The organism is Herbaspirillum rubrisubalbicans (assembly GCF_003719195.1).
GTDB classification, from domain to species: domain Bacteria; phylum Pseudomonadota; class Gammaproteobacteria; order Burkholderiales; family Burkholderiaceae_D; genus Herbaspirillum; species Herbaspirillum rubrisubalbicans.
Genome location: NZ_CP024996.1, coordinates 1,351,103 through 1,374,327, shown reverse-complemented (window position 1 = coordinate 1,374,327; position 23,225 = coordinate 1,351,103). Strand labels below are relative to the sequence as shown.

Here is a 23,225-nt window from a genome sequence, read left to right as displayed (position 1 = left end):
GACCTTGGCACGCAGGAAAGTGCAGATGAAAGGAAATTATTTATTGCATTAATGCAACAAGCCACACCATCGCTCAAGGAGCCAGTGCGATCGGTTCATAGGGCGTTTGCAGATCGCGCTCGGGAATTTCCCACAGCACCAGCTTGGGCGGGGTCTGGGTAAAGGCCGGATTGGCGAAGTATTCCCTGGCGCTGCCGGAGAACTTGCCGCCATCCTTGGCAAAGCTGCCGATCCTGGCGCCCAGCGCCATCTGCAGGAAGCCGACGAAGTTGGAATTACGCGAGAAGGAGGTGCCGATCAGGGCCACGTTGGGCAGGTTGCTGTCGCCCAGCAGGTCGTCCAGATCGTCGCCACCGGGCTTGGGCGCACTGCCCTGCCCGGCACCCGGCACTTCCTTGAAGCGGGTGGCGGCCACGTACTCGGGGGCAGGTTGCAAGCGCAAGGGCAGCCAGTCCAGCCCGGCCAGGTGCACCAGGTCGCCCGGACGGCGCGCCAGCGGGCCAGGCTGGGACTGGTAGCTTTGCTGGGGCGTCGCCTGCAGGCCGGTGGCGAGCTTGGCGGCAATCACCTCGGCGGCAGCATGGGCGCCGGTTTCATTCCAATGGGTATCGGTATGCAGATAGGCCGCGGCGCCCAGCGGCGCCAACGTGGGCGCCAGGTCGATGGCCTGTACCCCCGCCTGCTGCAGGCCGGCCACCCATTGCGCCGCACGCCCATTCAATTCGGCAGGGCGCAGCAGGCCGCACAGTTGGTCAGCGGCGATGCGGCTCTTGTCGGGCACCACGGCCACCAGCAGGGAGATACCGCGCCGTGCCAGTGCCTGCCGGATAGCGATCACCGCCTGCAGCTTGGTCTGGGCATTGGCCTGGGCGTGGTGGTTGATCTGCAATTCCTCGGCCAGGAACAGCCAGCCGGGGCAACCGCGCCGCACCCGCGGGCCGGTGTCGCCCAGCAGCAACCAGCTGCCGGCGCGTTCCAGGTTGGCCGCTTGGGTGGGCAACCAGGCGTTGGAGAGTTGCTTGGCGATCTTGTGGGTCAGCTCGCCGTGCAGGGCTTCATCGCGGCTCCAGGTGGTGGGCAGCCATTCGATCTGGCCGCGCTGGACCAGCCAGGCGCAGGACAGCAAACCCGCCGCCAGCACCAGCGCCAGCGCCACGCCTGACCATCGGCTGGCACGGCGCGCCAGGGGACCGGGAGCATGGGACGTGTCGGGGGCGAGAACCGGAGGCGTGCTCATCGTGGCATCAGAACTGGAAGTAGAGGAAAGGCACCGTCTCGCGGCTGGCGATCAGGGCAAAGGACAGCAGGAAGGCAGCGATCGGCCACAGGCGGATGAAGCACAGATACAGCTTGCGCTGCCCCCAGCGCGCCTCGATGGTCGCCTGCCACAGCGGCACCACGATCCAGAACAGGCCCAGCAACACGGCCAGCGCCTGCACCGGGCGCAACATCACGGCCAGCGCATCGCTCAAGCCGATCTCATGCAAGCCGAACTGACCGGCATACATGGTTGCGGCAGTGGCGAAATCGGGCGAACGGAACAAGGTCCAGGCCAGGCAGACGAACAGCAGCGTCAACACATGGGCCAGCCAGGCGGGAATGGCCGGCAAGGAAGAACGCGACCAGGCGCGGTCGATGCACAAGGCCAGGCCGTGGGCCGAGCCCCACAGCAGGTAGTTCCAGCTATCGCCGCCATGCCAGAGACCGGCGATGGCCATGGTCAGGAACAGGTTGCGATAGGTCTTCCACAGGCCGTGGCGATTGCCGCCCAGGCCGATGTAGAGATAGTCGCGCAACCAGCTGGAAAGCGAGATGTGCCAGCGCCGCCAGAAGTCCTGGATGCTGCCGGCCAGGTAGGGATGATTGAAGTTTTCCGGGAAGTGGAAGCCCAGCATCAGCCCCAGGCCGATGGCCATGGCGCTGTAGCCGGAAAAATCGAAGAACAGTTGCAGCGAATAGGCCAGGCAAGCGATCCAGGCATCCACCAGGCTCGGGTGGTCCAGGTGGAAGGCCGCATCCACCAATGGCGAGAGGGTGTCGGCCACCAGCACCTTCATGGCCATGCCGACCATGAAGCGGCGCGCTCCCAGGGAAAAGTTCTCCCAGTTGAACCAGCGCTGGGTCAGCTCGCGCTGCACCCAGTCGTAGCGGATGATGGGGCCGGCAATGGAGTGGCCGAACATGGAAATGTAGGTGGCGTAGTTGATGAAGCTGCGCTCCACCGCCACCGTGCGCCGATGCACGTCCACCAGGTAGGAAATGGCCTGCAGCACGATGAAGGACAGCCCTGCCGGCAGCGCCACCTTCTGCCAGGCCAGCGGCATGGCGCCGTAATGCTGCATCACGTCGCTGGCGGTGGCGGCGACGATGTTGGCGTACTTGTACCAGACCAGCACCGCCGTGTTGAACACCACCAGACCGGTGAGCAGACGCACCCTGCCCCGCCCATCCTCACGCGAACGATCCACCAGCAAGCCACCGACCCAGGCCACGATGGTCAGCACCACGTGCAGCGACAGGAACAGCGGACTCAACCAGCCATAGAAGAGCCAGCTTCCCGCCAGCAGCACGCCATTGCGCCCGCGCTGCGGCACCAGGGCATACACCAGCAGGAACAAGGGCAAGAACAGCGTGAGGAATTCAAGCGAGGCAAAGACCATGGGGCGGCGCAGTCAGACAGTCAATCAATCAGTGAGTGCGACCATCAATTGGCCAGCTTGTCGGTCGCCGCCACCAGGTGCGGTCCCTTGCCCGAAGGCAGCAGCAGCACGCTATAGCGTTCACCCGCCTTCAATTCGCCCAGGTCCAGCACCGGGCCCGTGTTGGCGCCTCCGCAGACCAGTTGCACCGCCAGCTTGACCGGGTTGATCGAGCGCCGTTGCAGGCTGCCTTGCGCCACGCCCTTGAACAGGTCGGCATTGCGTCCGGCCGGGCGCAATGCAGCACCGGCGCAGGAGGCATCGAGATTGAAGAAGGCCAACGAGGCCTTCAAACCATTGAAGTCATCCGGGTTGTCCTGCACCGTGACCTGGCCGATGCCCTTGGCATCGGCCAGTACCACCACCGTGGCGAATTCGCCCGGCTTGGCTTGCACGCCCAGTTCCAGACTCTTGCCAGCGACCGTGAGCGTCCCCTTGATGGTGGACTTGGCCTGCACCGGGAAGAAGGAAGAGACCGGCTTGGCCGCCTCCAGCTTCAACGGTGGCTGGCCCTTTTGCGCCACCACTTGCAGCGCTTCGCTGGTGCCATTGACGAAGCGGATGAAGGCCGCATCCTCGGCCGGGCCGGTCGGATACAAGGGAATGTCAGCGGCCATGGCAGCCGCGCTGCACAGCAGGAGGGAACCTGCGACCCATGCGCGCATCACGCTCATTTCTTGCCTCCCTTGGCGCTTACGGCGTCCGCCGGCAGCTTGCCCAGGGCGTCGCCGATGGCATTGCCCCAGGACTTGTAGCCGGCCACGGTGAAGTGCTGGCCATCGGTGGTGACCCACTGGCCGGGCTTGGACATGGTCAGCGAATCGATATAGGTACACGGCGCCACGTTGGCAGCCAGGAAGCGCGACATCAGCTCGGTGCGGGCATCGTTCTTGTGGTACATGCCACCGGCCTTGCCCCAGGCCGGGCCGACCCAGGCGCACTTGGTGCCGGTGGCAGCAATGGCCTTGGTCAGGCTGGTGACGTTTTGCCAGGCCCAGGCCTTGGGGAAGTCCGGCTTGTCGTAGGAAGCCATGGTGTCGCCAATGACCAGCACCACCAGGTCGGGCTTGTCCTTGGCGATCAGTTCGTTGATCGGGGTGGTGGTGGCGTCGCGGCCCTTGATCTGGATCTTGCCGGTGCCGATCTGCTCGGCGCCGCAATCGACCTTCTTGGTGATGAGCCAATCGCCGGCGCTGGCGCCGCAGGCGCCGATGGAATGCACCTTGGCGCCCATCTGGGTCAGCTTGGCGTTGAGGGGTTCGGTGAGGTGGTCGGCCAAGCTCATATGGCTTTCGCCGAGCACCAGAATAGTCAGACCAGCGAGAATGGATGCAGCTGCCATGGCAATCTCTCTATCGAATAAATAAATGAAAATCGGTTGGGTAAATTGGTTCAGTTCGAATACGGCGAACGATACGGGCTGACCGGCAAGGTCAGGAAACGGCCCTGCATGTCTTCCAGGGTGTAACGCAAATACATGCCGACATTGAGTTCGCGGAAGTCGCTCGAATTGTTCAGGCGCAGCGAGCCGCCCAGGAACAGGCGCGGCGCGAAGCGGTATTCGCCGCTGCCTTCCAGGCTATACCCGAGGCCGGTCTTGGTCTGCGCGGCATAGGTCTTGCCGCTGGCGGCTTGCAGGGCGGCGTCGGTGGGGAAGTAATCGGCGCCATCCTGGCGGAAGTACTGCACCCCCATCGAACCCTTGAGCTGGAAGCTGAAGCGGTCGTTGCGCTTGGCCCAGGTGAACGGCACGCCCAGGCCCAGGTAGGTCTGCGGACTGAAGTAACCGCCCTGGCCGTAGGTGTAGAAGTTCTGGTTGTTGGCGTAGCTGATGACATTGGTCGAAACACCCACCGTCATCTTCTGGTCATCGCTGTTTTGCAGGTACTGGTAGGCCCCGCCGCCCAGTTCCATGCGCGTGTTGGACTCCACGTTATGTCCTTGCAGGCTATGCAGGGCGCCATAGGCATAGACACCGGTCTGGGCATCGTCCGAACTCATTTCGGCACGTCCGCCATTGGCCGTCACGCCACCCCAGGAGCGACCGATGCGCGGGTCCGTGCTGCCAGCAAAGGAGGTGACGCTGTCATTGACGGCCCGGCGCGAGAGCGCCACCGCGAAGCGGTTGGTACTGCTGCCGGCGAAGGGCTGCTCGACGCTGACGCCACCCACCACATTGGGATACTTGAAGCCGAAGGGCGTGCTGCCGATGTCGGCCTTCATGCCATCTTCCGGGCGCTCGTAGCCCACCGCCACACCCACACCATGGGCGCTTTGCTTGCCCACGCCCTGAGCGCTGGCGCCACCGCCACCGAAGCGGCTGGCGGGTTCAGTGGCCAGGGTGCCGGCATCGAGCGAGACCGGCGTGATACGCACGGCCACACGGTCATTGCCGACCGGCATGTTCACTTCCAGCGGGGCTTCGATGTCGTTCATGCGGCTCAAGCCCGACTCGCTGGCGTTGCCGCGCACCACCACGCCTTGCGTGACGTAGGCACTGCGCGCCTGCAGGATGTCGTTCAAGGCGCGCTGGGCCGGGGTCAGGTTGTCAGCCGGCAGGCTACCGGGCTGACCTTGCAGCGCCAGCAAGGCGCGCTGGGCATTGTTGGCGGCACCCGGCAAGGCGGTCTGCGGTGCTGCGGCTTGCTGTGCGTAGCCACGTGGTGCGGCCTGCATGGTCGGGGTGGCCGACGCGGTGGGAGCCGTCGCAGCAGTGCTGAACACCGGCCCCAGCGGCTGACCATAGGCAATGCCGGGGGTTGCGGCGGGCTGGAGCTGGGCATTGCCCCGCTGAGCCGGCGCAGGCAGCGTCTCGGCGCTGCCTGCTGCGGCCATGGCCACCGGCTGCAGCAGGGTTTCGGCCGGCGGCGGAATGGCCGCCACGTCCTCGTTGCCGGGCAGACGACGCTGGGTGCGGAAGGGATTGATGGCGGAATCGAAGCCATTGCCCTGGGCCAGCTGGCTGCGCTGGCGCGCGCGGTTTTCGATGGCCACCGCCTTGCGCAACAGGGTGGTGGCTTCGCCTACCTTGCCCAGCGAGCGGTAGATGCGCGCCGCCTCGGTCAGCGTGGTGGGGTCGCTGCTGTCGAGCTTGCGGAACTGGTCCAGCAGGTCGAGGGCATAGCTGTTCTCCTGCGCCTGCACGGCGGTATCGGCCGCGCCCAGCAAGACGGCGGCGTCACGCGGATTGCGCTGCACCAGCGGCTTGTAGAGTGCCAGTGCGCGCGCATTGTCGCCGGCCGCATTGAACATGCGCGCCAGTGCCGAGATGGCGCCGATGTCGGTGGGGCGTTGCACCAGCGCCGGAGCCAGGGTGTCGTAGGCCGCTGCCAGGTCGCCCCCCTGGCGCAGGCGTTCAGCCTGGCGCACGCGGTACAGGAAGCGCAGGTCGTCATAGCGCTTCTTGGTCGCCGCATCCATGGTTTGCTTCTGCAATGCAGTCAGCACGTTATAGACCTGTGCATCCTCGCCGGCCTTGAGCAGGATGGCGGCATATTGCAGGCGGGTAGCCAGGGTGGGCGTGGCCGGTGGCGTCACCAGCGGTTGCATCATGGCCATGGCGCGCGGCGTGTCGCCGGCATCGACGTAGGCCGAGGCCAGGGTGCCGGTGCGTTCGGCATTGCCGCTGGCCTGGTCTTGCACGCGGTCCAGCAGGGCCAGGGCTTCCTGGGGCTGACCGGTCTTGACCAGTTCCGTGGCGTGATTGACCTGGATGGTCAGTGTCACCTGCTTGGTCAGTTCATCCATGGCCGCCGTGCGACGCGCTGCGGGGATGCGGCGCAAGGTATCCAGCGCATCCTGCCATTGCTCCATCTCCACCGACAGCAAGGCGCTGGCATACAGCGCATCGACGTTGTCGCGATGGGCGCGGGTAAAGTCGTCGATGGTGATGCGCGCCTGGCGCGACTGGTCGGCCTTGATGTACAGGCGTGCCAGGTCGAAGGTGGTCCAGACATTGTCGGGGTCGTTGCGTACCGCCTCGCGCATGGCGTCCAGGGCGGCGGTGAGGTCTCCGCGCTGCTCGGCCAGGTTGGCCTGCTGAGATGCACGCAGGGCACGCAGGCGGCCCTGGTCGCCGAATTCGGCTTGCTGCTGGGGCGTGAGCTTGTCCAGCAGGCGCAGCGCTTCGGCCGCCTTGCCGGTCTGCGCCAGGACGTTGACCAGTCCACGGATGGCCCCCACGTGATCAGGATGCGCGGCCAGCACCTGGCGGTAATGGCCGATGGCGGTGTCGAACTGACCGGCACTGACCTGGATGTCGGCGATGGCCACCAACCCATCGGCATTGCCAGGGTCCAGACGCAATGCCTGGGCCAGCGCATCCTGCGCCTGGGCGCCTTGGCCACGGGCCTGCAGGTCACGCGCACGCTGGATCAGCAACCAGTACCGCACGCTGTCGAGGGCTTTCTTCCAGGCGCTGCTGCCCTTGGCAGCGGCGCGTGCCAACAGCGGCTCGGCTTCGGCCAGGCGGTTCTGCTGCTGGCGGATTACGCCCATGCCACCCAAGGCATCGGTATCGTCGGGATGCGTGGCCAGGCGTTCCTGGAAGGCCTTCTCGGCCTCTTGCAGGTCGCCCTTTTCCAGCGCCTGTAGACCGCGCGAGACCACCGTGGGCTGCTGCGCACCAGCGACCTGGGCGCGGCCCTTGGCCAATTGTTCGCGGATGTCCTTGTCGTCCGGGTGGCTCTTGAGGAAGTCCTCAAACAATCCATACTGGGCCGGCGTCGGCGGGCCCAGCCAGGTCAGCGCCAGGCGCCAGCTTTCGTCGGCGTCACCGGCAATATCGACCTGCTTGCTCAAGCGCGCGAGCAGACGGATACCCTCCACCCGCGTGTCTTCATGGCGCGCCAGTTGCTTGGCGTAGAACAGGGACAGGATGCTGTCCTGCGGGTTTTCGCGGATCAGGCGTTCCATGCCCTTGCGCGCTTCGGGCCAACTGGCATCGTTGAAAGCCAGGTTGTTGTAGTACTCGCGGCCGATGGCGCCAGAGGGTGTGAGGCCGTTGAACATCTTGCGGAACACCTCGGTGGCGCGGTCGCGCTCGCCGGCGTCAACCAGACGCCGGGCCTCTGCCAACAAGGCCTGGTTTTCCTGGCGCGCCAGGGCAATGTCCTGCATCAGTTGACGCGCCTGCCAGGGTTGCGGCGAAATGGCTTGCAGGCGCTCCAGGTAATCGTTGGCCTGCTGCGGCTTGTTCTGCTTCACGCCGATCAAGCCCATGCCGTAGAGCGCATCGACCTGGGCCTTGTCCAGTTGCAGCACTTTTTGCCAGACTTCGGCGGCGCGCTGGTTGTTGTTGCGCGACTGCCAGTACTGGCCCTGCTCGACCAACTGGGCTTCGATATCCGAACCGGCGGCCAGCACTGGCGCAGCCGAAGCGCCGAGCAGCGCGGTCAGCACTCCGATGGCTAACGTGTTACGGCGCGTGCGCATGACTTCTCCCAAGACAAATTCAGTGTTCCGTCCTCGCGGAACTGGTATCGCTTCTCGGCCCATCCCAATCCGAACAGGCCCAGCATGACGTTGTAGTACAGCACTTCGGGCTGCGCGCTGGGCTGGGCCAGGCCACTCTCCAGGCTCTGGGCGGCGCGGCGCTGCCATTGCGCGGCCAGCGCGCTCTCGCCCTTGGCCATCAGGAAGGGAACCAGCGCGGCGGTAAAGCCGAACGGCGCCTGGCCTTCCACCACCCCGGTGGTGACCTTCACCTTTTCGGGCGGCACGCCAGTGGCCAGGATGGTCTGACGCATTCCATCCAGCGCCGCCAGCAAGGGCGCGGCCAGCGGATCGCGGGGCGAGGTCAGACCGGCCCACAGATACACGCGGATGGCGTCATAGCTGCCCAGCTCGCCCTTGGCCGGATCGACCATGAACTGGCCGGCCTGCGGCGCCGTCATCTTGTAGCCGACCCAATCGGCCACGAAACCCTTGGGACTGGTGGCCTGGATCATGCGCACGGTGTTCTGCGCAATCTGCTGCCACGGCCCCTTGGGCCGCTCCTTGTGCAGGCGACGCAGCAGCGGCAAGGGCAGGTAGCTGGGGTTGAGGGTCCAGGCCTGGTCGCGCTGATTGAAGCCCAGCGGTCCCGGCAACACCATCTTGCCCAGGCCCGGCAGGTTGACCACCAGCTTGGTTTCGATGCTGTCGAGCAGGCCCTGGGCATCGCTGCGGTATTGCGGGCGCTGCCACAGGCGCGCTGCCTCCAGCAGCGCGTAGGCGATCCACAGGTCGGCGTCGGAGGCCGAATTGGCATCCTGCACCTGCCACTTGCCATCGGCACCCTGCCCCCATAGCCAGGCCGGCAGGCGATTGGCGGGATCGCTGCCCATCATGTTGTCGCGTGTCCAGCTCCAGACCTGGTCGAAACGCTCGGGATCGTTGGCGATCAAGGCCAGCAACATGTTGTAGGACTGGCCTTCGGAGGTAGTGTGATTGGGCTGCAGGCTGGAATGCAGCACCCGGCCATCGGGCTGCACATGCGCACCAGCCCAGCTTTGCCAGGCCGGCCAGTCCACTGCGATGCACTTGCTCTGGGCGGCGTTAGCGGCAGCCGGCAGCAACGCCGGCAAGCCAGCCACGGCCGCCCCGGTCGCCAGCGCAGTGAGGCACTTGCGCCTTGCGCGGGAAAACACCAGATCAGCCATTGAGACGCTTTCTCGCCTTGGCACGCAGGGTCAGGTAAGCCAGGCCGCCCAGCAGCAGGATGCCGCCGGCGATGAGCACGAACATACCCAGCACGTGGCGCGACAACCACCAGCGCACCATGCGCAGCGGTGACAGGCTACCCACGAAATACTGTTGCTCGGCCAGCAGCGGATCGATGGCGGTGCCATGCACGGCCACCAAGCTACCCTGGATGGTGGCGCCTTCGGGATCCTTGCGCGCCATGGCGTCGAGGATCTGGCCCAGGCCGCTGCCATCACCACCGGCCAGCAACACCACGCTACGACCACTGTCCAGGGGTGACTCGAAGCCAGTCAGGTAAGAGGTCGGATCACCGCCGCTGAAGGCCACCGAATGGCGCGCACGGCGCAGCGCCGAGTCGTCGTCGAGCTTGAGCCAGCTACGCACGCGCAAGGCCAAGTCGGAGACTTCGAAACGCTGCTTGTCGCCGGTCACGGCGCTGGGCAGGTGGTCGGCCCATTGCTTGAGCAGCGGCTGGTTCTGGCCCGAGGCCAGCACCAGCAGATCCTTGTCGGCGAACTTGGCGACCTGTGCGGCTTGGGTCACCGAGACGGCCGTGGCCGGATAGCCAGTGGCGCTGCCAAAGCGCCCCAGCAGCGACAGGTAGGCACTCAGGTCGGCGCTGCTGGCGTTGTCGGGCAAAACCACGGCCGACTCCGAGAGATCGGCCATGCGCGTGAAGGGGAAGCCGGCATCCTTGAACACGGCCAGGTCAGGCATGGCCATGAAGTGGTCATAGCCGCGCAGGTCGATGGTGGATTCGGGATCGATGCTGCCGCGCACGTTGTCGATGATGATGTCATGGCATTCACCCTGCTTGACGTAGTCATACATGTAGCGCAGTTGCAGGCGCGACTGCACGCCGGCGGTGTTCAACGGCAGGCGCAGGTCCAGCTCGCGGGTCAGGGCATCGTCCTTGAGGGCCGACAGCAGCCCCTTGTCCAGCTTGTCCTTGGGCAGCAGGACGTCGGACTTGATGAGGCCATCGTTGAAGTTCACCAGCAGGGACGAATTGGCCGAGGTCGGCTGCGGGGTATAGCGGTACACCAGCTTCAAGCGGGCGCCATCCTGACGCCAGCTGGAAAGCGCCGGCGGGAAGTTGAGTGGAATGGTGATCTCACCCGGGTTGTAGCCGGACACGTTCAAACGCTTGGCATCGATCAGCTCGGCGAGCTTGACCGGGCGGTCGGTGGGCAACCAGTTGGGAGCATCGTAGGGCCGACGCGGCGAGAGCGCTTGCAGCTTGTCGATGACCACCTGATTGCCGGACAGACCCTTGCTACCCAGCGCCAGGCCGGCAGCCGCCTGCTTGAGCTCGGCCGTGTTGCGACCGGACACCACCAGCAGCTTGCCATTTGGGTCGTTGGGGTTATCCACCATGGTCAGGGTCGGCCCCTTGGGCGCGGCCACGGCCAGGCCACCGACCTGGACGGGGGCATCGCCCGAGACCAGCACCACGCCATTGCCATGCTCGGGCAAGGCATTGAGCTGCACCGGGAAGCGCGCACCGCGATAGGCGGCCAAAGCGCCGAACCAGGAGGAGATGGTGCCAGCCGCTTCCAGCGTGCCATTGTCAGGCGCGCCGGCAAACACGAAGGGCAAGCTCAGCATCCGCACGTCGCGGCGGTCGAAGAAGGGCACGGGCAACAGCGCCAGGTCATCCTTGATCGGCAACTGCGTGGTCTGCAGGTCCAGCGTGGAGTCGCTGCTCACGCGGGTCCACAGGCTGGAATGCAAGGGATCCTCGCAACCCATGGTGTAGTGGCCGATGAATTGCAGGCTCAAGCGATTGAATTCGGTCACCAGCTTGGGCGGGATCGCCACCCGGGTGGTCTGCAGCGTGCCCGCGCCGTCCTTGGGCAGCGGGATGCTGGCGGCCACCACGTCGTTGACCATCACGTTGATCTGCGACAGGTCCGGCAAGAGCGCAGGGGAATAGGTGTATTGCAGCGTCACCTGGGCGCCGGTCGCCACCAGTGACACCGGCACGTCGAAATTGAGGCTGTCGGTGGAATCGGTGCCGTGCAGGTTGATGGTGCCGTCGCGTCCGAGCTGCTTGAACGTAAAGAGATAGGGATCACCTGCCACCGGACTGGCTGCGGCGGTGGAAGCGGCCGGCGTGGCGGCCAGCACCTGGATCGGCAGGCTGCTGCTACCGATCACGGTGGCCAGGGCCAGGCACAAGGAACGACGGCGCAACAGCGCCTTGGTGGCTTGAGAGGGCTTTGCTTTCATTATTGTTTTTCCAAAGTGTTTTCCATGTCGGGAGGGGCCGATGCAGTGGGCACCGTCGTTGCTGCTGCGCGCGCCTGGCGCCGGGTGTCGCGCCACAGGCGCAGTTTTATCAGGGTGGCCTTGAGCAATTCGCGCACGCCGTTCATGCCGATGCCCGTGACTTCGCGCAAGGATTTCAAGGGCGTATCGGGACGGCTCTTGCCCCAGTTGTTGGCCCAGATGTCGGCACGCGAGAAGGTCAGGCGCACCAGTTCGCTTTGCTGGCGCAGCGTCAGTTCGTGGAACTGCGCCCCCACCATGTCGTTGCGGCTGAACACCACGATCGCGGGGAAGACCTTTTCCTGCTCGTTGCGGAACAGAGTCACCTCGATCAGGCTTTGGCGCGCCACGCTCACGCCTGCCGGCAGACGCAGGCCGATGCCCTTCTGCGAAAAGTCCAAGGTGGTGCCCTCGATCACGCTGCCATCGGGCAGCTTGATACGCGCCGGCAGTTCAGCGGCCACCCGTGGCTCGCTGCGGATCTGGCGGGTTTCACTGGCCACCGCCATGGAGGCGCTGCTGATGATGACGTTGTAGACGGTCCAGGCCATGTTGATGAGGATGGTGGTCAGCGCATTGGGGTCGCCCTTGATCAGCAACCACACGCCAAAGCACAGGCCCAGGATGTTCAGGGTGAGCAGCACGATATAGGGCCGCGCCAGCTTCCAGTCGAAGTGGTTCTCGGTGATGATGCCGCCCTTGTCGGTGACGTTGAAGCCCCCCAGCTTGGGGTTGACCAGGGCCAGCATCACCGGCCCCAGGATGTACCAGGCCAGCACCGTTTCGTAGACCTCGTTCCAGAAGGAGTGGCGGAAACGTCCCTGGATGCGCGAGTTGGTCAGGCTGGCGTGCAGCACGTGGGGCAGCACGTAGGCCGTGATCATCAGCGCCGGGGCGTGGAAGATGTGGGCGCCGAAGAACAGATAGGTCAAGGGCGCGGTAAGGAAGATCAGGCGCGGCAAGCCATAGAAGAAGTGCAGCATGGCATTGAGATAGCACAGCCGCTGGCCCAGCTTCAGGCCACGGCCCTTCAGAGGATTGTCGACCCGGAAGATCTGCGCCATGCCACGCGCCCAGCGCACGCGCTGGCGGATGTGACGCGCCAGGTTCTCGGTGGCCAGGCCGGCGGCCTGGGGAATGGCGAGATAGGCGGTGTTGTAGCCGGCGCGGTTCATCTTCAGTGCCGTGTGGGCATCTTCGGTCAGGGTTTCCACCGCGATACCGCCGATTTCCATCAAGGCCGTGCGGCGCATGACGGCGCAGGAACCGCAGAAGAAGGCGGCATTCCACAGGTCATTGCCATCCTGTACCAGACCGTAGAAAAGTTCACCTTCGTTGGGCACCGAGCGGAAGGTATTCAAGTTCTTCTCGAACGGATCGGGCGAGAAGAAGAAGTGCGGCGTCTGCAGCATGGCCAGCTTGGGGTCCTTGTAGAACCAGCCCAGGCAGATCTGCAGGAAGGAACGCGTGGGCACGTGGTCGGCATCGAAGATGGCCACGAATTCGCCATCGGTGACCTTGAGCGCTTCATTGAGGTTACCGGCCTTGGCGTGCTTGTTATCGGAGCGCACCAGGTAGTTCACGCCGATGTTGTCGCAGAACTCGCGGAATTCTTCACGCCGGCCATCGTCCAGCACGTGCACGCGCAGCTTGTCCTGCGGCCAATCGATGGCTTGCGCGGCGAAGATGGTCAGAGAAACGATGTCCAGCGACTCGTTGTAGGAAGGAATGAAGACGTCCACCGTCGGCCACTCCGAGGGCGGCATGGTCAGCATCAGCGGCTTGCGGCGCAGCGGCCAGGCGGTCTGCAGATAACCCAGCGTGAGCACGATGAGCGAATACAGTTCGGCGGCCAGGAGACCATAGCCGAAGACGATGTCCAGCCAGCTTTCAAAGCCCAGGGTGGAACTGATGCGCCAGTACATGTAGCGCATCGACACGATCATCGACAGCGTAATCAACACCAGCACCGGGAAGCGTCCCGATTGCTTGCGCAGCACCAGCGCCGCAATGAAGCAGCCGATGGCGAATACGCACTGGGCGCGGAAGTCCAGCGGTATCGAGATGATCAACAGCGCCAGCAGCGTCGCAAACAACAGCAGGCCCAACTGCAGCCAGCGACGCGGGCGCCGTGGCAAGGCTTCGAGTCGGTCGCCGATGTTCTGGATCCACTGTTGCAGGCGATTGGCCGAGGGCTTGGCAGAGGGTTCCTGACCAGGTGGATGGGGCGAGATCGTGGCTGCGGCCGCTTCCTCGGAAGGAGTTAACGATGGCGATGGCACTTGGTAATTCGATTGTGGTCCGGTCATCATGCACGCCCACCTGCGACGGCGCTCTTGGCCATGGTGGCACGCAGCGTGTCGCTGATGCCCTGGAGCTGGTCATAGGCCACCGAGTGGCCGGCCTTGACCAGCGGATTGAAGCCATAGGCCAAGCCTTCGCTGATGGCGTGGTCGAGTGCGATCACCCCGGCCAGGCGCGGCCCCATCCAGCGCCTGAGCACTTCCAGCATGTCCTGGCAGAAGCTGCGGCTGTCGTCGTACTTGTTGACCACGTAGCGGCAATTGTTGCGGCCATGCAGCTCCTGGCGCATGTGTTCCAGCGCCAGGAAAGAACCGGCATCGGGCGTCACCACCGCCAGCACCTGGTCGGCCGCTTGCAAGGCCTGTTCCAGATAGGGCGTTTGGCCAGCCGGCAGATCCAGCAGCACCACATCGCCCGCTTGCAGGTGCATGGCCTGCAACTGGCGCATCAGCCAATGGGGATCCTGGGCCATCAACTGGGCCGTGGCCGCTTCGCCCTCGCGGGCCACCACGGTATGGGTCACCACTTGGGTGGCCGCCATGCCGCTACTGAGCGCGGCGCGCCAGTCGGCGGCCTGGCCAGCCACGGCAGGAACCGGCTCGGCATTGACACAGAGGTGGTATTGCAAGGCATTCTGGGGATCGAGATCAACGGCGATAACGCGCCCGTGACGCGCCAAGCTGCACGCCAGGGCCGAACACAGGGTGGTCTTGCCTACGCCGCCCTTGGGCGACACTACGGCAATGACATGCGCCGGAGTGCTAGGGGGCGGGCCGTAGGACAGGCCTGCGCTCCCTCCCTCGGGACTGGCCTCTTGCTGGGCCTGGCGTTGCTGGGCGGCTTCGCCCAGCATCGAGCGCAGCAGGTTGGGCACGGCGGGGGGCGCGGGCGGTACCAACGAGGCGATCTTGGCACTGACGGGCGCCGCGACATCGACCACGGACGGCGGTACCCGCGACGCATTGGACTGAACTGGTGACTGGACGGTCGGCTGAGATGGCGACTGGATCGGGGAGGCTGCCACGACAGGCGCCACCACAGGTTCCGACACTGGAATGATGGGCGCTTCCTGGATGGGTGCCATCACCGGTTCGATGACCGGTTCGATACGCTGCGGCGCGGAAACTGACCGGTCCTGCGGCAAGGGTGCCGTCGCGCCGGCCTCCCCCACGGGCGCTGGCGCGGCAGCCCCCGGCTCGGCTGGCGCCGCCACCTGAGGCGCCTTCGCCTTGCGCGACGGTTCCTTGTAGTCGATTGCGGCCTCGACTTCGAGGTAGCCGTCCACCGTTGCCCCGAACTTGCTCAGCAAGTTGGAGATATCGTTTCCCATTCATGACTCCCTGCTCAGGCCCCGGCGCCAACGAAAGCGGCACCCGCGGGACCCGCCCGCAACCTTGTTAAAAAGCGATACACCTTCCCCGGTTTTGCCACCTCGTGGCGCTTTTTAGATACCCGCTCTGCTGGCGGCCCTTTTTCCCCTTGAAAACAGGGAGTCCCCGTGCGACCAGATATCTGAATGTTATCAATTCGACTACACGCCCCCTGTGTTGTCATTAAAACAAACAAATCCTGATATCGCAACCTCGATTGTTGTCGAAACAACAAAATATTTCAAGCAATCCGATTCATTTCAGCCTTGACAGAAATGAACTGCAAGGCGGGCATCTTACCTTTACGCCAACATCCTTGTCGCTCCGAGTGAACGATTTGCTTCCTGTCGCGTCGCGGATTTGGCACAGTCCGACGGATCCCGTGGCAATTTATTGTTAACAAAAACATTCCTGGGCTTTTTCTCCCAAAGGACGGGATTGTCGAAAAACTCACTTCACCGTGACTGCGCCCCGTATCGTAAGGGATAGACAAAACTTGTCACTAGGGAAAAACCTGACCCGCTGTAACGCCCCCACAGCGCCCCGGGACATGTCATTTTATTCACCTATGCGGATGATTGCTGACCAGCGCGAGGGTTCATGCCTCATTGGACTTATCGGCCTGGTCTGCCCCATGGCCCGGCAATGCCCACCACGCCGGCAACAAGGCGCGTACCTCGGGACGGCTGAAGCGCTGATCGATCAGCCAGACCGTGCCCTGGTCGGATTCGGTGCGGATCACGCGCCCGGCCGCCTGCACCACTTTCTGCATTCCGGGATAGAGATAGGTGTAGTCATAGCCACAGCCAAAGAGCGCCTCCATACGTTGGCGCAGTTGCTCGTTGACCGGATTGAATTGCGGCAGTCCCAGCGTGGCGACGAAGGCGCCGATCAAACGCCGACCCGGCAGGTCCACCCCTTCCCCGAAGGAGCCGCCCAGCACTGCAAAGCCGATGCCCTGCCCGCCCGCTTCGAAGCGCGCCAGGAAAGCATCGCGGTCATCCTCCGACATGCGGCGCGACTGTTGCCAGACAGGGATCTCGGGGTGAGTACGGAGCAAGGCATCGTGCGCCTGTTGCATATACTCGAAGCTGGAAAAGAACGCCAGGTAATTGCCCGGCCGTTCATTGAACTGGCGCGCCATCAGCGCGCAGATCGGCGCAATCGAGGCGGCGCGACGTTGCCAGGTGGTGGAGATGTCATGCGCCAGGCGCACCTGCAACTGGCTGGCGTGGAAAGGGGAATCGACGTCGATCCAGGCGGTCGAGGCCGGCATCCCCAGCAGGTCGGCAAAATAATGCCAGGGCGCCAGCGTGGCCGAGAACAGCGTGGTGGCATGGGCCAGCGCAAAGCGCGGCCCCAGGAACGGTGCCGGTACCACGTTGCGGATGCACAGCACGGTATTGCGTTCATCTTCGCGCGTGAGGTCCAACAGGGAGTGCGGACCAAAACTCTCGGCCAGGCGCACGAAGGCCATGGCATCGAAATAGAAATCGCGCAGCGGCGCTTCCAGCGGCACCGCCACCTGGGCCAGGTAATCACTGATGGCCCCCACGCTGCTGCTTAACGCATCGACGAACTTGGGCGGCGGCGCTTCCAGCACCTGGTAAGGCAAGTCAGCTTTCTTGCCGGCGGCGGTCCAGGCGCGGCCCAGTTTTTCCAGCGGCTTGGCGATGGATGGTGGGGCTACCGCACGCGCGGCGCGCAGGCTGGCGCGGCTCAATTGCGCGCTGTACATGCTGCGGGCGCGCGCTACCAGGTTGTGGGCTTCATCGGCCAGCACGCTCACGCGCCAGTCATGCGCCAAGGCCATGCCATAGAGCATGGCCCCCCCATCGAACCAGTAGTTGTAGTCGCCGACAATGACATCGCTCCAGCGCGTCATTTCGCTGCCCAGGTAGTAAGGGCAGACCTGGTGCTGCAAGGCCACCTCGCGCAGGTGCTGGCGATCCAGCAAGGGCTGCGTCAGGCAAGCGGCGCGCGCTGCCGGCAAACGATCATAGAAGCCCTGGGCCAGCGGGCAGGCATCGCCCCGGCACAAGCGGTCCGGGTATTCGCAGGCCTTGTCGCGGGCGCACAGTTCCAGCACGCGTAGCGGCAGCTGACCGTTGCCCTTGAGACTGGCCGCCGCGTCCAGCGCCAGTTGCCGGCCCGGGGTCTTGGCGGCGAGGAACAGGATCTTGTCCAGTCGCTCCCCGGGCGCCGCCTTCAATGCCGGAAAGAGCGTCCCCAGCGTCTTGCCGATGCCCGTCGGCGCTTGCGCCAGCAGGCTGCGCCGACCGCGATGGGCGCGAAATACCGCCTCTGCCAGTTGCCGCTGTCCGGGACGGAAATCGCCATAGGGAAAGCGCAGCGCCTGCAAGGCTGCATCGCGTGCGGCGCGATGCGCCAGTTCCTGCTCGGCCCAGTGTACGAAACGTTCACATTGCCCGGCAAAAAGTGAAGCAAGTTCCTCACTGCTGCGCTCTTCCTCCAGCACCGTTTCCTGCTGGCTGCCGATATCGAAATAGACCAGCGCCAGGTGGATGCTGGGCAACCCTAGCTTCAGGCACATCAGGTGACCATAGACGCGCAATTGTGCCCAGTGCAGGTGGCGATGATTGTCGGGCAGACTGGAGAGCTGGCCACGATAGGTCTTCACTTCTTCCAGCCGATGCTGGCCGGGCTCGTAGCCATCGGCGCGCCCGCGCACGTGCAGCGGGCCATGGTCGGCGGCCAGCACGACTTCGGACTGATACCCCTGCCCGCGCCGCGCGGCCACGATGGCGTGACCGGCGATGCCTTCCTGGGCGGTGGGCGTGGGCGTGAAACGCAGGTCCAGGTCACCCTGCTTGGCCGTGAATTCGCACAGGGCGCGCACCGAGACGGTGTAGCGTGGGGCGCTGATCTGGCCGGCATCAGTGGCTGCGTTCATGCGACTGCCGGCTCCCATTGCAGATAGCACACCGAGACCGGCATGGCATGACGGGTGCAATAGTCCAGCCAGCGCAACTGGTTGTCCTGCAGACGGTCACCCGGCCCCTTGACCTCGATCATGCGGTAGCGCCGTTGTTGCGGCCAGAACTGGACCAGGTCGGGGAAGCCGGCGCGGTTCTCGCGCACATCATCGAGGATACGCAGACACCACAGCTTGAGATGCGCCGCCGGGATGCAATCCAGGGCCAGTACCAGCAGCTCGCGGGTGACCCAGCCCCAGGCGACAAAGGGCGATTGCAGGCCGTGCTTGGCGTCATGGGTGGCGAGGATGGCGTGGCGATAGCTGCCGTCATCGAGCTGCGCCAGGCAGCGTTGGAAGACATCCCGCCTGCGAGCATAAAAGTCCGCGCTCAACAGGTCGGCCGGCTCGCGCTGGAAGGGATGGAAAAACGCCCCTGGAATAGCGGCGAAGATGGCCTCCCAGCACAACAAGCCGAACAGGGTATTGACCAGCGCATTTTCGACGTAGAACACTGGCGCCTCAGGCTCATGCAGATGCGCTTGCACGGCCAATTCGACCCGCAGGCCGCCAGGCGCCAGCAGCAAGTCCAGGCGCTCCACCGCGGGGGCGCGGCCACGCGCACTGCACGGCAGCCCCAACTGACGTGCCAGGCGCGGCGCGATACGCAGCAATTGCTGGCGCTCCGCGTCATTCTCCGGCGCCTGCTGGGCGGTGTGCAGCAAGGCTTGCGCGGGACCGTAACGGCCCTGTTTTTCCAACACGCGGATGGCGCGCACGCGAGCACCGGGATAGCGGCAAGCGGCATAGACGGCATGGGCCTGGGACCAGTCGCCCTCCTTCTCCAGCAACTGCCCAAGCTGGAACAGCAAGCGCTCGCGCCGGCTCTCCAGCCAGGGATTGTCGAAGCGTCCGGTCGGCAATGCCGCCAGGACCACAGCGGCCGCTTCGCCTGCGTAATAGCGCTCCTTGCAGGCGTGCAGTTGCAGGTAGAGATCGATATCGGCCCGACTGCGAAATCCGCGTGCCTCGGGCGCCAGCGCGATGCGCTCGTAGCGGAAGGTACCCAGGTCGGCCAGCACGAATTCGCTCCAGTCCTGGCGCAGGTTACCGAAGAACATCAGCCGCAACCGGTCGCACAGCGCCTGCTGATGCAACTGCAAGACCTGGTCGCTGCCCTGCCCTTGCCATTGCGAGAAAGGACGCAGCTCGGCATGGGCCGGGTCGCTAGCCAGCAGCGCCAACAGCTCGCTCTTGCGGCTGGCCTTGTGCGTGGTGGACAAGTCGAACATGCGCAACAACTCGGGCTTGGTCGAGAGCTCGAACAACTGCGCCAGCGACAGCAGTGGATCACGCTCAATCCAGCCGGCCGGCAGTGCCTGCGCTGCCTGCAACGGACAACCGATTTCCGGGTAGCACAACTTGCTGGCACGAAAGCGCTCGCCACGGCGCATCATCATGCGCACCAACAGCGCCCGTGAAGCCAGCGGCAGTCCGGGGAAGATGTCGATGAAGTCGCGTTCCTGCGCGCTCAACAGGTCGGCATAGCGCTGCGCCAGCCACTCCAGCACGTACTGGAAATTGCCGAGATAGTAAAAGCGGGGGTCGGGGACAGCAGGCATTGCACAGAACACGGGACTGTATGAATGAACAGTATAACGTGTCTGCGCCCAATGCTGCATTTACACTACGCAAAAAGTGAATCTTCAGGCATGAAATGCGCATTACCGGCCAACATGGCTAGCCGGCCAGCCCCATATCTCGGCGGCTCCAGGTGCACCAACAGCCTATCGCGAGCCTGCGGGGGAAAGTGGATGCGGATGTTGATCGGATGGGGCGCCGCCAGGGGGATCAAGGCTCTCCCGCTCTCCCTCTCTTTTTCTCTTCACCAATTATTCCTCGACCATCCCGCTCAAGTCCAAAGGATGGGGATCGACCTGGGCATCGACTGCTCGCTTGAGCGTTCCTTTTTTCCTGCGCAGCGCATAAGCGCGCATCACCAAGATGGGCGCAAACTCCACGCCTTGGACTGGCGTATGGCCGACAATGACCGGCATATTGAAGTGCGGGCTTTTTTCCTCTTCCAGCGCAAGAACCCACTTGCCACCATAGTTCAAGCGAACCACTTCCCCTAACTGGCGAGCAAAGGTCGTCGTCAGTTTCGAGACGTATTCTTTTTCCTGGTTGGATGACATGAGATCGAATAACTGCTCCAGCTTCTCAAAGTCATCCGGGGTCGAATCGAAACTGATTCCGTGTTGTTCGGCTTCATCTTCCAGCCACTCCAGTTGCTCATCCATGTCCATCAAAAACGCATCGAACCTTTCTTGCGCTTCCTCTTTTTTCATTTGCACTTCGCTCTCCTTTATGGAATTTTGGGGCCGATGTGAACATCGATTTCAGCGTTTTTTAACGCCTCCAAATAAGATTTGGATGCGCCTTTTTCGAGAATATGTTCAACCTGCCAGCCTTGCTTGACCAGTTCTGCGTCTTTTTGAATGGCGGTGATGTTTTCTTTGGTGAGGCTGACAGGCCCCGTTTTAAGTTGTCCAGCATACATCTCATCCGCTTTAAGAATATCAATCTGCCGGTTCGTCAATGATGTCTTGAGTGTGCCCTCGGATGACAACCGCTCGCGCATCAGGTTCAACAATGAGCGTATACACCTTGGTTTTGATGTTGCAATGCTCGGTCAATTGTTCTGCGATTTTCAGACAACTCTGAAAACTCTTCCCACCGAAATGCCCAGGTTTGGAGGTCAATGCACCAAAAATGAGTTGTTCTACATGAGATGTACGCCCTGGCAGTGCAGCATCTAAATTCACCGGGAAATTCGCTTTTCTTTCCGAAAGCTCTCTCCCAGGTACTCTTCCAACGGCAGCACGTCCGGATTCAGGCTGCCGAACAGGAAAGGACTCGCTGCTATTTGCGCGGTAGCTTTTCACGCCATATCCTTTGGCGAGAGCGCAGAAATCAAGACCCGGCACGTCCAAACCCGGCACATCATCGACCTTCAACACACCCGCAAACCAACGCAGGGCACCGTATGTGCCGTTCTTCATGATGACGAAGATGGTTGGGATGTTGTACTGCGCAGCGGTCCACAGAGCCTGGATGCCGTAGTTCGCAGACCCGTCGCCAATCACACCGATTACGCGGCGGTCTTTGTGAGCGAGCTGAATACCGACAGCGGCCGGAAGAGCAAAACCAAGTCCGCCTGCGGCTGCAAAGAAATAGCTACCTTGTTCTTTAAGGCGCAGTCGCTGCCACATGATGTTCGTAGTCGACGTTGATTCGTTGACATACACAGCATCCCGTGGTGCAACTGCGTCGAGGATGTCGAACACGCGCTCCGGCGCCAACGGCCCTGGCTGCTCGGGAGCAGGCTCAGGACGCTTTTTCACCGCCGGCAATGGGCGACCAGATTTGGCAGCACCTTCGGCCAGTGCTTTCAGCGTCGGCCCAATGTCCGCAATAATTGCGTCACCAAATGGCGCTCTCGTCGCTTCATTGATGTCACAGGTGATTTGGATGAGCTTGGTGCCATTCGGCAGGAATTCACCCGGGTCATATTGGTGATATCGGAAGACAGGTGCTCCTACGACCAGCACTAAATCGTGGCCTTCCATCAGGCGACCGATTGTTGCGATACCCGCTGGGAGCAGACCTTGGAAGCACTGATGGTCAGTCGGGAAGGAACAACGGGGTGCGGACGGGGCCATCCATACTGGCATGCCAAGTTTCTCGGCCAATGTGACGGCGTCTCTGTTGGCGTGAGCGGCGTCGACATCGGGGCCGACAATCAAAACGGGATTTTGGGCTTTAGCCAATGCACTCAACACCGATTCGAGTTGCAGTGGTGCCGGGATTGTGGCGCTGCTGACGCTGCGTGAATCCTCAAGCGCAAACTGTTTACGGAGAGCTACAGCTGCGTTGTCAGTACGAAGCATCCGACGATTGGCAATAGTTTGAGCTTGGAACAATACGTCGCGGCCAAACATGTCGTCGTTTCGCCGTTCACCGGGCACCACCTGGTTGAAGACGTTATGTCTGAAATGGGGATCAAGCCAATTGTGGCGCTACGCGTACCGCACTTCACCAGCTTGCTGGCTGTGGTCGCGACTACCAACCATGTTTCTTCCAGCCAGGCAAAAGATGACTGGCGCAGATGCCCGTCTCCAGAGTCACCTGAATTCCAGGTCTCTGCGCCCATTTCAAATCCACTGCAAACATTTCTCTACAAGCTTCTGCTCACCACGGACTGGCTATCCCTGCAAGCCAATCTAACCGAATCATTCCTCCGATCGATCGTCCGTTCGACACTTTCCTACAAGCTAGGCACGTCAAATGAACGTTCTCACATTGACTATTTAACTGACTTTGTCCGATCAGGCCTTGAAGATCTTTCGGGCTTAGCAGCGCCAGAAATATCAGACGCAAAACATGGAAGATGGATCTCGGCCCTCATCCACGGGACTACGGTGTGCCATCCGGTTCATTGGGCAATAGCCCTATCGTCCCTTCCCCAGGCACGTGATCCAATTGAAAATGAACACCCTGGACATGCATCATTGAGCTTCTATCCAATTCCAGATCTATTCCCTGTCCCTCAGTCGGCTCTGATCGTTCAAAAAGTAGATATCACCGCTACACTTCTGAATGGCTCGAACATTAAAACTGCTGCTCGAAATCAGCGAGTTCCTAAGGCACATCTAATGGAAGTTATCAAACATGATCAGCCTCTGAGCGATATCTGGAATGCAGCAAAGCGCGAGAGAAAACGTGCTGAGTATAGGCAAGAGGTCTTATCCCTGCTCTTAAATGAAGAATGCACTAGCCTTTTAGATCTGTTTCAGCGAGCACCAATCAAGCTCCGTTGGCTGTGCCGATACGACCGTAATTGGGTCGAAAAAATGTTAAGAAAGCCACCGATACATTTGCAAATTGATTTGTTCTAGACGA

General features: G+C 62.9%; 15 protein-coding genes. 1 reads left to right on the top strand and 14 read right to left on the bottom strand.

The window, feature by feature from the left end:
- Positions 1 to 73: 73 nt before the first annotated feature.
- The 14 genes from RC54_RS06105 to RC54_RS06040 all read right to left on the bottom strand — a co-directional run bounded on the left by RC54_RS06105 (position 74) and on the right by RC54_RS06040 (position 22,264).
- Positions 74 to 1,237, bottom strand: coding sequence for an alginate O-acetyltransferase AlgX-related protein (locus RC54_RS06105; RefSeq protein ID WP_244216450.1), 1,164 nt, complete (start codon positions 1,235 to 1,237; stop codon positions 74 to 76).
- A 7-nt stretch (positions 1,238 to 1,244) separates the two neighbouring features.
- Positions 1,245 to 2,660, bottom strand: a complete 1,416-nt coding sequence (locus tag RC54_RS06100) for an MBOAT family O-acyltransferase (RefSeq protein WP_058894597.1) — start codon at positions 2,658 to 2,660, stop codon at positions 1,245 to 1,247.
- Positions 2,661 to 2,704: 44 nt separating this feature from the next.
- Positions 2,705 to 3,373, bottom strand: coding sequence for an alginate O-acetyltransferase AlgF (locus RC54_RS06095; protein WP_061789770.1), 669 nt, complete (start codon positions 3,371 to 3,373; stop codon positions 2,705 to 2,707).
- A complete protein-coding gene (locus RC54_RS06090) occupies positions 3,370 to 4,041 on the bottom strand; it encodes an SGNH/GDSL hydrolase family protein (protein ID WP_058894595.1) in 672 nt (223 codons plus the stop codon). The genes RC54_RS06095 and RC54_RS06090 overlap by 4 nt, the downstream gene beginning before the upstream one ends.
- 50 nt (positions 4,042 to 4,091) lie before the next feature.
- Positions 4,092 to 8,132, bottom strand: a complete 4,041-nt coding sequence (locus tag RC54_RS06085; protein WP_061789769.1) for a cellulose biosynthesis protein BcsC — start codon at positions 8,130 to 8,132, stop codon at positions 4,092 to 4,094.
- The gene (gene bcsZ / locus RC54_RS06080; RefSeq protein WP_061789768.1) at positions 8,108 to 9,340 is read right to left on the bottom strand and encodes a cellulose synthase complex periplasmic endoglucanase BcsZ; all 1,233 of its coding nucleotides are present in this window, start codon (positions 9,338 to 9,340) and stop codon (positions 8,108 to 8,110) included. Before bcsZ ends, RC54_RS06085 begins: the two co-directional genes overlap by 25 nt.
- Positions 9,333 to 11,615 (bottom strand): cellulose biosynthesis cyclic di-GMP-binding regulatory protein BcsB, encoded by a 2,283-nt coding sequence (gene bcsB, locus RC54_RS06075; RefSeq protein ID WP_061789767.1) that lies wholly within the window; start codon positions 11,613 to 11,615, stop codon positions 9,333 to 9,335. Before bcsB ends, bcsZ begins: the two co-directional genes overlap by 8 nt.
- The gene (gene bcsA, locus RC54_RS06070) at positions 11,615 to 13,966 is read right to left on the bottom strand and encodes a UDP-forming cellulose synthase catalytic subunit (RefSeq protein WP_061789766.1); all 2,352 of its coding nucleotides are present in this window, start codon (positions 13,964 to 13,966) and stop codon (positions 11,615 to 11,617) included. Before bcsA ends, bcsB begins: the two co-directional genes overlap by 1 nt.
- On the bottom strand, positions 13,963 to 15,288 hold the full coding sequence (gene bcsQ / locus RC54_RS06065; protein WP_058894590.1) for a cellulose biosynthesis protein BcsQ: 1,326 nt from the start codon (positions 15,286 to 15,288) through the stop codon (positions 13,963 to 13,965). The genes bcsA and bcsQ overlap by 4 nt, the downstream gene beginning before the upstream one ends.
- A gap of 638 nt (positions 15,289 to 15,926) precedes the next feature.
- Entirely contained in the window at positions 15,927 to 18,242 is a 2,316-nt protein-coding gene (locus tag RC54_RS06060; protein WP_061789765.1) for an ATP-dependent DNA helicase, read from the bottom strand.
- Entirely contained in the window at positions 18,239 to 19,885 is a 1,647-nt protein-coding gene (locus RC54_RS06055; RefSeq protein ID WP_061789764.1) for a VRR-NUC domain-containing protein, read from the bottom strand. The genes RC54_RS06060 and RC54_RS06055 overlap by 4 nt, the downstream gene beginning before the upstream one ends.
- A 270-nt stretch (positions 19,886 to 20,155) precedes the next feature.
- Positions 20,156 to 20,611, bottom strand: a complete 456-nt coding sequence (locus tag RC54_RS06050; RefSeq protein WP_058894587.1) for a hypothetical protein — start codon at positions 20,609 to 20,611, stop codon at positions 20,156 to 20,158.
- 17 nt (positions 20,612 to 20,628) lie between these two features.
- Positions 20,629 to 20,823, bottom strand: coding sequence for a hypothetical protein (locus RC54_RS06045; RefSeq protein WP_061789763.1), 195 nt, complete (start codon positions 20,821 to 20,823; stop codon positions 20,629 to 20,631).
- A 19-nt stretch (positions 20,824 to 20,842) separates the two neighbouring features.
- Positions 20,843 to 22,264 carry a thiamine pyrophosphate-dependent enzyme gene (locus RC54_RS06040; protein WP_082803134.1) on the bottom strand — a complete coding sequence of 474 codons (1,422 nt, stop codon included), beginning with the start codon at positions 22,262 to 22,264 and terminating at the stop codon, positions 20,843 to 20,845.
- Positions 22,265 to 22,309: 45 nt separating this feature from the next.
- Between RC54_RS06040 and RC54_RS25035 the strand changes: the two genes are divergently transcribed.
- A complete protein-coding gene (locus RC54_RS25035) occupies positions 22,310 to 23,221 on the top strand; it encodes a hypothetical protein (protein WP_164471192.1) in 912 nt (303 codons plus the stop codon).
- Positions 23,222 to 23,225 lie beyond the last annotated feature (4 nt).